Annotated in this window: 1 protein-coding gene; it reads right to left on the bottom strand. The window is 70.3% G+C overall.

All coding sequences use genetic code 11. From position 1 onward, the window contains the following. Positions 1-263 (bottom strand): SDR family NAD(P)-dependent oxidoreductase (locus tag JI667_RS21745; protein WP_206858561.1); only part of this gene is annotated, 263 nt, incomplete at both ends.

The following is a 263-nucleotide window of genomic DNA, read 5'->3' as shown; positions in this document are numbered from 1 at the left end:
AGATCCACTTTGCCCCAGCGCTGATAGATCGACAGACAGATCTGGCGCATCGCGTCGTCATTGTTGATATCGACCGGCACCAGCGTGGCCGCGCCGCCCGCCGACTGGATGCGGTCGTCGAGCTCTTCAAGCGCGCCGGTGGTGCGGGCGACCGCAACGATGTGCCAGCCATCGGCGGCCAGCGCCTCGGCCAGCGCGGCACCGAGGCCACGCGAGGCGCCGGTCACCAGCGCGACGCGCGCCGAGGCATCGGGGGATTGGGC

Source organism: Bacillus sp. NTK074B, assembly GCF_017303375.1.
Lineage (GTDB): Bacteria > Bacillota > Bacilli > Bacillales > Bacillaceae_B > Rossellomorea.
The sequence above is the reverse complement of the archived record's forward strand: the minus strand, read 5'-3'. Positions and strand labels throughout refer to the sequence as shown.